Genomic DNA, 8,213 nt, shown 5'->3' with positions numbered 1-8,213 from the left:
TCGAGGATCTGCCGCGTGCGGTCGCTGGCGACCCCGACCACCGCGGCCCGGTCCCCGGCCTCGCGCGGGCCGCGCGCGCCGAGCACGGCGTTGATCGCGGAGAGTTCGGCGGTGGTGCCCTGCCGGTACGTCTCGGCGGCCAGCTCGGCGGCCTCCTCGGCGGCCTCGGCCCGCTCGGCCTCGGCGGTGGCCGACCGGCCGGCGGCGGCGGACTCCTCGGCGCGGGCCCGGGAGAGGGCCAGCTGGGCGCCGTTGTAGGCCTCGACGGCCTGTTCGGCGGTCCGGGCGGCGCGGTCGGCCTCGGCCTTGGCGGCGGTGAGCCCGGCCTCGATGGCGGCGACCGTGCCGGCCCGGAGGTCGGCCTCGGCCCGGGCCCGGTCGATCTCCGCGGCGGAGGGGAAGGCCTGCTCCCCCGGCGCCGCCGCGGCCGACGGGTCGGCGGGGGCGGACGGCGGGCCCGGCTCCCCCGGGGCGGCCGACGCGGCGGGGAGCAGGCCGAGCAGGGCGGTGAGGGACAACAGGAGGGTCGGCAGGAGCCTGCGCGCCACGATTCATCCCTTCGAACGGTCACGAGGGGGTGGAGCGGCCGCGCACGCGCGCACCGCCGCAGGACCGGCGGGTGGCGACGGGACCGGCGGGGTGCCCGGCGCCGCCGGCGACCCGGCGAACCATCCCCTTCCGCGACAGGGCAGTCACTGTCCGCCATGGTCTCAAGCGGGACCGCTTTCCCCCTTCAAGCCCGCGCCGCCGACCGGGTGACCATCGGATGATCCGACCGAAGCCCGGCTTCGGACGCCCGGTTCAGCGGCTCATCCTGCGGGTGTGCGTCCGCAGCCGGCGCCGCCGGCCCGGGCGGGGCTCCTGGCCGGACGGGGCGATCGCGTACGTCCGGCTGCGGCCGGCCCGGACCGCTCGCCGCCGCTGCCCGGAACGGTCGTGCCGCCCCGCCCGGTCACCCGGCGCGCCGTACGCCGGTGCGCCGGAGGTCCCGGCGCCGCGGTGACCGCCGGAGGGGTGCTCCGCGGCGCCCGCCGCCGAGCGGCGGTCGGCCAGCCGGGCGGAGCGCCGGGCCAGCGCCCGGGCGGTGTGGGCGTCCAGGTGGGCGGTGGCCCGGGCGGCCATCTGCTCGGCCACCCGGTGGGCGGCCGGGTGGTGGGCCGGCACCTTGTCCGGGGCCCCGGCGATCAGGTCGAAGAGCCAGGTCCGGGCCCGGTCCGCACGCCGGTGCAGCAGGCGCTCGCGCCGGAGGGCCCGGGTCCGCAGGCGCGGGCTCGCCGCGTAGCGCCAGCGCGCCCAGGGGCTGCTCGGGCGGGCCAGCCGGACCGCGCCGATCCAGGAGAGACCGGGCACCATGATGCCGAGCAGCCCGGTCCACACCTTGCCCTTGAGCAGGGTGACGACCATCGCCAGCGCGTTCACCGAGATGACCGTCACCAGCCCCCACCTGGTCTCGCCGGTGGGCTCGGCGCCGAGCGGGACGTAGCCGACGAGCAGCAGGCCGGTGAAGAGGATGCCGAAGATCACCGCGTCCACCGACTTGCGGCCCTGCTCGCTCCAGTACACGTCGTCCAGGTGCAGGATCAGCGCGAACTCGTCCAGCACCAGGCCGCAGCCGATGCCGAAGAGCAGCCCGAAGAGGTCGATCCACGGATGCCCGCCGTAGGTCGCGAACACCCCGATGCCGCCGGCCAGCAGGAAGCCCAGGCCGAAGACCATGTGGTGGATGTGCAGCCCGCCGGGCGTCACGTTGCCCGGCCACCAGCGCACCTGCGCCCTGATCATCCGCACGCTGAACCGGATGAACACGAACGAGACGATGAACCCGACCAGCAGCAGGAACAGCGGTTGCTTGTGCGCGGCGACGATGTGGTCGCGGTAGCCGTCCAGCAGTGTGGTCATGGGTCTTACCTTCGTTCCTGGTGCTGCGTGCGGCCTGCCGCGACATGGCCCGGGGGCCAACGGCCGGCGTCAGAAGCCGCGGGTGCGCTTGGCCGCCCGGCGCGGGATCACCGGGGCGAGCGACGGCCGCTCGACCCCGACCGGGAGCTTCATGAAGAGCCGGGCGATCTCCCCGCCCAGGTTCACGCCGATGGCCAGCGCCATGGCGATCGCGGCGGCCCTGGTGATCTGGACCAGGCCCCCGCTGGGGTGGCCCTGGGCGAACGAGAGCATGCCGAGGTAGAGCGCCGAACCGGGCATCAGCGGACCGATCGCGGCGGTGACGTACGGCAGCGCGGAGCCGTTGCGGTAGCGCGCCATCAGCTGGCCGAAGAGGCCGACCAGGCCGGCCGCCACCCCGGTCGCCACGATCGGCGAGACCCCGGCGTTGTAGGCCAGCACGCCGTAGCTGGCCCAGCCGATGCCGCTGTTCAGGGTGACCAGCGCGAGCGAGCGGCGGTCGGTCTGCAGCAGCATCGCGAAGGCGAGGGTCAGCACCATGGCGGCGACCATCTGCACCGGCGGGTAGCTGATCCCGACCAGCGACTCGTCCGGTTTGAGCTTCGCCTGGAAGCCGACGCCCAGGTAGAGGATCAGCATCACGCCGATGACGATGCCCGCCACCAGGTAGATCACCTCCAGCAGACGGGCCGCGGCGGTGATGTAGAAGCCGGTCAGACCGTCCTGGACGGCGGCGACCAGGGCGCGCCCGGGCAGCAGCGCGAACAGTCCGCCGGTGATCACCACGGAACCGCGCAGGCCCAGGTCGTTGAAGGAGAGCACGATGCCGGAGGCCGCGGCCGGCATCGCGGCCAGCACGAACTGGTAGAACTCCGGGAGCCCGCGACGGGCGATCAGCGAGGCCAGCCGGTCGCCGAGCACCGCGGCGACGAAGGCGCTGAGGAAGACCAGCCAGGCCTTGTCGTCGATCCGCCCGCCGACCAGGAAGGTCGCCGCGCCGGCCAGCAGGCCGGTGTTCAGCGCGAGCAGCCAGGCCGCGTACGGGTGCCGGTTGCGGCGGATCACCGCGAGCCGGCGGTAGGCGTCGTTGACGCTGACCTGCTCGGCGGTGATGTCCGCGACCAGCTCGTACACCGCGTTCAGCCGGGTGTAGTCGGAGGTGCGGCGGCGGACCACGCGGTCGGCGGTGATCGGCGGCTCGACCAGCGAGGGCTGGTGCGAGATGCCGATCAGGGTGAAGGTGACCTGCGGTTCGCAGCGGTCCAGCCGGTAGGCGTGCGCGATGCCGAGCATCGCCGCCTCGACGTCCTCGGCGGCCTCGCCGCTGGCCAGCAGCAGTTCGCCGATGCGCAGGGTCAGGTCGAGGATGCGCGGGACGTTGCGGGCGGCCGCGGCGGCGGGGTGCAGCTCGCGGGCGGTCCGCTCGAAGGCCGGGCGCTCGGACATCGGGGTGCGCAGCAGGGTGCGCATCCGGTCCGGCCAGGGTGCCTCGCCGGGGGCGCCCGGGCTGAGGGCGCCGAGCGGGATGCCGCTCGGCGGGGTGTAGCCGGCGGCCCGCCACTCCTCGGGGGTGAGGGTGTCCTCGGCCGCGGAGCGGCGGCGGTGGACCGGGGCGCGCGGTTCCTCGGCGGCGTCCCGGGGGCCGGCGTCCCGGGGACCGGCGCCCCGTGCGGCCGCGTCCCGCGGGCCCGCGGGGGCGGCCGGCTGCTCGGGTTCCGGTTCGGGCTCGGGGGCCAGCAGGCCCTTGGTCTCGGGGACGGGCAGGGCGAGCGGGATCTCCACGGTCGGTTCGACGACCGGGGCGGGGTGCCCGAGCAGCCCCTCGGTGGGCGGCGCCTCGGACGGGTGGACCGGCCGCGCGGCGGCGGCCGGGCGGGCCTGCCGCTGCGGGCGGCCGCCCCGGCCGCCCCTGGCCCTCTTGCCGCCGCCCGGTCGGCCCCGCTTCGGCACTTCCGCTCCTTGCCGCCCCTGGCGGTGCCGGTCCCCCGGGCCGCCGATCGATCTCCGCCTACACCTTGCCTGATCGAACTGCGGGACGCACATGTACGCGGCGGCGGGCCGGGACGCTCCCGGACGCCTACCCGGCGCGGTGGCGGCCGCCGCGCCCGGCCACCGGGGCCCCGGCGTCGGTCCGGACGGCGTCGGTCCCGGCGGCGTCGGCGGCCGGGGCGGACCGGCCGGAGCGGCGGGCGCGGAGCAGTTCGACGGCCACCGGGATCACCGAGACCAGCACGATGCCGACCAGGATCGCCTCGATGTTGTCCCGGACGAACGGGATCTGGCCGAGGAAGTAGCCGAGCACCGTGACACCGGCGCCCCACAGCACGCCGCCGATCACGTTGAAGAGGACGAAGACGCGGTAGTTCATCCCGCTCACGCCCGCGACGATCGGGGTGAAGGTGCGGACGATCGGCACGAAGCGGGCCAGCACGATCGCCTTCGGGCCGTGCCGGTCGAAGAAGGCCGCCGCCTTCTCCACGTTCTCCTGCTTGAACAGCCGGGAGTCGGGTCGCCGGAACAGGCTCGGGCCGACCTTCCGCCCGAACAGGTAGCCGACCTGGTCGCCGGCCACCGCCGCGACCACGATCAGCGCGCAGATCAGCCAGAGCGGCTGGTGCAGGTAGGTGCCGTCGGCCACCAGCAGACCGGTGGTGAAGAGCAGCGAGTCACCGGGGAGGAAGAAGCCGATCAGCAGGCCGGACTCGGCGAAGACGATGGCCAGGATGCCGAACGGCCCGAAGGTGGAGATCAGGTGGGTCGGATCGAGCCAGGACGGGCCGAGGGCGAGGCTGGTCACGGTGCGGGACTCCTGAGGGCCTGTAGGAAGGTCGACTCTTGGCAATGAAACAGTAAAGCATTCACCAAGAGACCATCCGGCGCCCCTGGCCCGGGAAGTAGTCGGACCATCATCCGGATCCCACCATCGGGGGAATCCGCGCCCGTGCGGTGGAGTTCGTCCGCGGCCCCGGTGAATCCTGGGCGGGCGACGCCGGGCGACGGGCCGCGGAGCGGCCGTTCCGGCAGCCGCCACCATTCGCCTTCCATCCCCGGGGAGACCACCGTGTCCCGTATCCGCACAGCCGCCGCCGTCACCGCCCTCGGGGCCCTCCTGTTCGCAGGCGCCGGCGCCGCCCACGCCGACGACGGCGCGGGCGGCCAGTCCACCACGAGCACGGTGAGCAACACCGGCTCCGGCAACGTCCTCGGCAACGTCGTCGGCAACGCGGTCGGCACCCAGCAGACCGCCACCGGCTCCGGCGCGGGCAACCAGTCCAACGCCCTCGCCACGGCCGGCAACACCGGCAGCGTCAGCGTGCTGCAGGAGAACGGCAACCTCCCCGCCCCGGTCGCCCCGCCGGCCGGCGACTGACCCCGCGCCGAGCACGCCCGGCCGCCCCGGCCGGAGTCGGCCGGGGCGGCAGGCCGGCAGCCGTTCATCCGAGGCCCCGCCGGACCCGTCACCAGGCCGTTCACGGCCGTGCGGACACCGCTCCCGGTGCCCCGGCCCCACCCTGGACAGCCGAAGCTACCCGGGATTGACTTGTGGGGCGATCGGCGGGTCCACGGGGCCCACCGCGCAGGGCTCCGTCGAACGTGGACCACCGAACGTCAGGCACCGTCGAAGGGAGGCGCCGCCGTGCGCCGCACCGTGTTCACCGAGGACCACGAGGCCTTCCGGGAGACCATCCGGGACTTCATCGCCAACGAGGTCGTCCCCGTCTACGAGAGCTGGGAGGCGGAGGGCCACCCGCCGCGGGACTTCTACCGTCAGCTCGGTGCGCTCGGCGTCTTCGGCATCGAGGTGCCCGAGGAGTACGGCGGCGCGGGCGAGAGCGGCTTCAAGTACCAGGCCGTGGTCGCCGAGGAGACGGCGCGGGCGGGGGTCGGCTTCGGATCCTCCGGGGTGCACACCGGCCTGGTGCTGCCCTACCTGCTGGAGTACGCGACCGAGGAGCAGAAGCGGCGCTGGCTGCCCGGCTTCGTCTCCGGCGACCTGATGACCGCGATCGCGATGACCGAGCCGGGCGCCGGCTCCGACCTCGCCGGCATCTCCACCACCGCACGGCTCTCCGAGGACGGCACCCACTACGTCCTCAACGGCGCCAAGACGTTCATCACCGGCGGGGTCCTCGCCGACCTCGTCCTGGTGGTCTGCCGCACCTCGCCGCACGATCCGCAGAACCGCCGGGCCGGTCTCTCCATCCTCTGCGTGGACACCACCTCCCCCGGCTACAGCGTCGGCCGCAAGCTGCAGAAGATCGGCCTGCGCACCTCGGACACCGCCGAACTGGCCTTCTCGGACGTCAAGGTGCCGGTGGAGAACCTGCTCGGCGAGGAGGGGAGGGCGTTCGCCTACCTGACCCACAACCTGGTGCAGGAGCGGCTGGCGATCGCGGTCAGCGCGTACGCGGCCTCCGCGGCGGCGGTGCGGTTCGCGGTGCAGTACGTCAAGGACCGCAAGGTGTTCGGCAAGACGGTCGCCGAGTTCCAGAACACCAAGTTCACGCTCGCCGACTGCGAGGCCCAGGTGATGGCGCAGCAGTCGATGGTCGACCGTGCGCTGGAGCTGTACCAGGACGGCGAGCTGACGGTGGCCGACGCGGCGGCGGCGAAGCTGTTCTGCACCGAGTCGGCGTCCGGCGTGATCGACAAATGCCTTCAGCTGCACGGCGGCTACGGCTACATCCTGGAGTACCCGATCGCCCGGCTCTACACCGACAACCGGGTGTTCCGGATCTACGGCGGCACCAGCGAGGTCATGCGCAGCATCGTCGCCAAGTCGCTCGGACTCTAGGGCCTCGGCCGCACGCCCGTTCACCCGTCCGGCGGAGCCGGTCGTCCCGCGGAGTCGGGCGGGTGAACGGGCGGGTGAACGGGTGCGCAGCCGGGGTCAGTTGGGCGAGTGGTGCTCGGTGCGCCAGGCGTCCCAACCGGCCGAGGACGCCACCTTGGCCTCGTGCAGGGCCCGCTGGGCCAGGGCGGTCGGCGGGGTTTCCAGCCGCCGGACCCACTTGCGGCCGGCCGTGGCCAGCGCCGCGCACACCATCACCGCGCCCGCCGTCCCGAACAGCGCGCCGATGCCCGTCAGCACCGCGCCGCCGGCCAGCAGCGAGCGGTTGACCTGGAACCCGCTGAGAAAACGCTCGTTGGTCGCCATGCCTCCACGATGGCGGCAGTCGGCCGCCGCCGCACGCCGAGCGCACCCGCGCGGCGCGGACCGGCGCGGACCGCGGTGCGCCCCGGCGTGCGGGCGCGGGGCGCGTCCGGGACGCTGGGCCGCAGGAGCGCCCGCGCAGCAGGACGGCACCCGGACGGCAGGAGGACGCGCGATGGTCGATCTCGAACAGCTCGTCGCGGAGCACGCGGCCCTGGCGGCCGAGAGCCCGCACGGGCGCAGCGCCCACCTGGTGCTGCACGACGGGGTGCTGCGGCAGACGGTGATCGCGCTGACGGCGGGCACCTCGCTCGACGAGCACAACGCCCCGGCCGCCGCCAGCGTCCAGGTGCTGCGCGGGCGCGTCTCGCTCACCATCGCCGGGCGGCGCGAGGAGCTCTCGGCCGGGCAGTTGCAGGCCGTCCCGCAGGAGCGGCACGGCCTGCTGGCCCACATCGACTCGGTGGTGCTGCTGACGGCCGTCACCGTCTGAGCCGGGGCCGGCCGGTCCGGGGCCGCCGCTCAGGCCGTCGGGCCGTGCCAGCCCGGCCCGGGCTCGGGCTCGCGCTCCGACGCCGGCTTCAGCACCGAACCGCCGACCAGCTCCAGTCCGCGCAGCAGGTCCCGTCCGCCCGGCGCCAGTTCGGGCGCGGCCAGCCACTGCCCGGCCAGGCCCACCAGCAGCGCCTGGTAGAAGGCGCCGCGGGCCAGCTCCTCCTCGGTGTCCGGCACCTCGGGGAGCCCCTGGAACACGGCCGCCAGCCCGAGCCGCCCGTCCTTCTGGACCCCGGCCAACGCCTCCCGCAGCTCCGGCGCGCGTTCCACCTGCACCATCGCCTCGAACTGCGAGGCCCACAGACCCCGGTGCTCGGCGATGGTCTCCCGCACCCCGTCCCAGACCGCGACGAACCGCTCCTCCGGGTCGTCGGACGCCTCGTTGGCCCGCGCCACGACGGCCGCCACCATCAGGCCCCACTCCCCGGTCGCCTCGATCAGCGCCGCGTTGAGCAGCGCCTCCTTGGAGCCGAAGTGGTAGCCGATGGCCGCCAGGCTGACGCCCGAGGCGGTGGCGACGTCCCGGGCGGTGGTGCGCCCGTAGCCCTTCTCGATCAAGCAGCGCTTGGCGCCGGCCATGAGGTCCTCGCGATTTCCCATGCCC

The 8,213-nt window shown here is 74.6% G+C and carries 8 protein-coding genes and 1 pseudogene; 3 read left to right on the top strand and 6 right to left on the bottom strand.

Features of this window, described 5'->3' with window-relative positions; all coding sequences use genetic code 11:
* From ACFXAM_RS14045 to ACFXAM_RS14030, 4 genes and pseudogenes are all read right to left on the bottom strand, one after another.
* Positions 1-548: pseudogene (locus ACFXAM_RS14045) on the bottom strand (hypothetical protein); the annotation flags it as partial.
* A gap of 253 nt (positions 549-801) precedes the next feature.
* The gene (locus tag ACFXAM_RS14040; protein ID WP_380290803.1) at positions 802-1,899 is read right to left on the bottom strand and encodes a hypothetical protein; all 1,098 of its coding nucleotides are present in this window, start codon (positions 1,897-1,899) and stop codon (positions 802-804) included.
* Positions 1,900-1,968: 69 nt separating this feature from the next.
* A complete protein-coding gene (locus tag ACFXAM_RS14035; protein ID WP_380290801.1) occupies positions 1,969-3,849 on the bottom strand; it encodes a threonine/serine exporter family protein in 1,881 nt (626 codons plus the stop codon).
* A 127-nt stretch (positions 3,850-3,976) separates the two neighbouring features.
* Positions 3,977-4,696: a DedA family protein gene (locus tag ACFXAM_RS14030; RefSeq protein WP_380290799.1), complete on the bottom strand. Its 720-nt coding sequence runs from the start codon at positions 4,694-4,696 to the stop codon at positions 3,977-3,979.
* Between the two features lie 264 nt (positions 4,697-4,960).
* Here ACFXAM_RS14030 and ACFXAM_RS14025 point away from each other — a divergent pair, with 264 nt between their 5' ends.
* Both ACFXAM_RS14025 and ACFXAM_RS14020 read left to right on the top strand, forming a co-directional pair.
* Positions 4,961-5,269: a hypothetical protein gene (locus ACFXAM_RS14025; protein ID WP_380290797.1), complete on the top strand. Its 309-nt coding sequence runs from the start codon at positions 4,961-4,963 to the stop codon at positions 5,267-5,269.
* Between the two features lie 267 nt (positions 5,270-5,536).
* Positions 5,537-6,694 carry an acyl-CoA dehydrogenase family protein gene (locus ACFXAM_RS14020; RefSeq protein ID WP_380290795.1) on the top strand — a complete coding sequence of 386 codons (1,158 nt, stop codon included), beginning with the start codon at positions 5,537-5,539 and terminating at the stop codon, positions 6,692-6,694.
* A gap of 96 nt (positions 6,695-6,790) precedes the next feature.
* Here the strand turns inward: ACFXAM_RS14020 and ACFXAM_RS14015 are convergent, their stop codons facing one another.
* Positions 6,791-7,057, bottom strand: a complete 267-nt coding sequence (locus tag ACFXAM_RS14015) for a hypothetical protein (RefSeq protein ID WP_380290793.1) — start codon at positions 7,055-7,057, stop codon at positions 6,791-6,793.
* A gap of 172 nt (positions 7,058-7,229) precedes the next feature.
* On the opposite strand from ACFXAM_RS14015, the gene ACFXAM_RS14010 reads away from it, so the two are divergent.
* Positions 7,230-7,547 (top strand): cupin, encoded by a 318-nt coding sequence (locus ACFXAM_RS14010; RefSeq protein ID WP_380290791.1) that lies wholly within the window; start codon positions 7,230-7,232, stop codon positions 7,545-7,547.
* Between the two features lie 29 nt (positions 7,548-7,576).
* On the opposite strand, the gene ACFXAM_RS14005 is transcribed toward ACFXAM_RS14010, so the two are convergent.
* Positions 7,577-8,209, bottom strand: a complete 633-nt coding sequence (locus ACFXAM_RS14005; protein WP_380290789.1) for a TetR/AcrR family transcriptional regulator — start codon at positions 8,207-8,209, stop codon at positions 7,577-7,579.
* Positions 8,210-8,213: the final 4 nt, after the last annotated feature.

Source organism: Kitasatospora sp. NPDC059462, from assembly GCF_042749955.1.
Classification (GTDB): domain Bacteria; phylum Actinomycetota; class Actinomycetes; order Streptomycetales; family Streptomycetaceae; genus Kitasatospora.
The sequence above is the reverse complement of the archived record's forward strand: the minus strand, read 5'-3'. Positions and strand labels throughout refer to the sequence as shown.

Bases quoted from the DNA above. Each gene is read 5' to 3' on its own strand.
- ACFXAM_RS14010 (WP_380290791.1), top strand. From the start codon at position 7,230: ATGGTCGATCTCGAACAGCTCGTCGCGGAGCACGCGGCCCTGGCGGCC.
- ACFXAM_RS14005 (WP_380290789.1), bottom strand. From the start codon at position 8,209: ATGGGAAATCGCGAGGACCTCATGGCCGGCGCCAAGCGCTGCTTGATC.
- ACFXAM_RS14040 (WP_380290803.1), bottom strand. From the start codon at position 1,899: ATGACCACACTGCTGGACGGCTACCGCGACCACATCGTCGCCGCGCAC.
- ACFXAM_RS14015 (WP_380290793.1), bottom strand. From the start codon at position 7,057: ATGGCGACCAACGAGCGTTTTCTCAGCGGGTTCCAGGTCAACCGCTCG.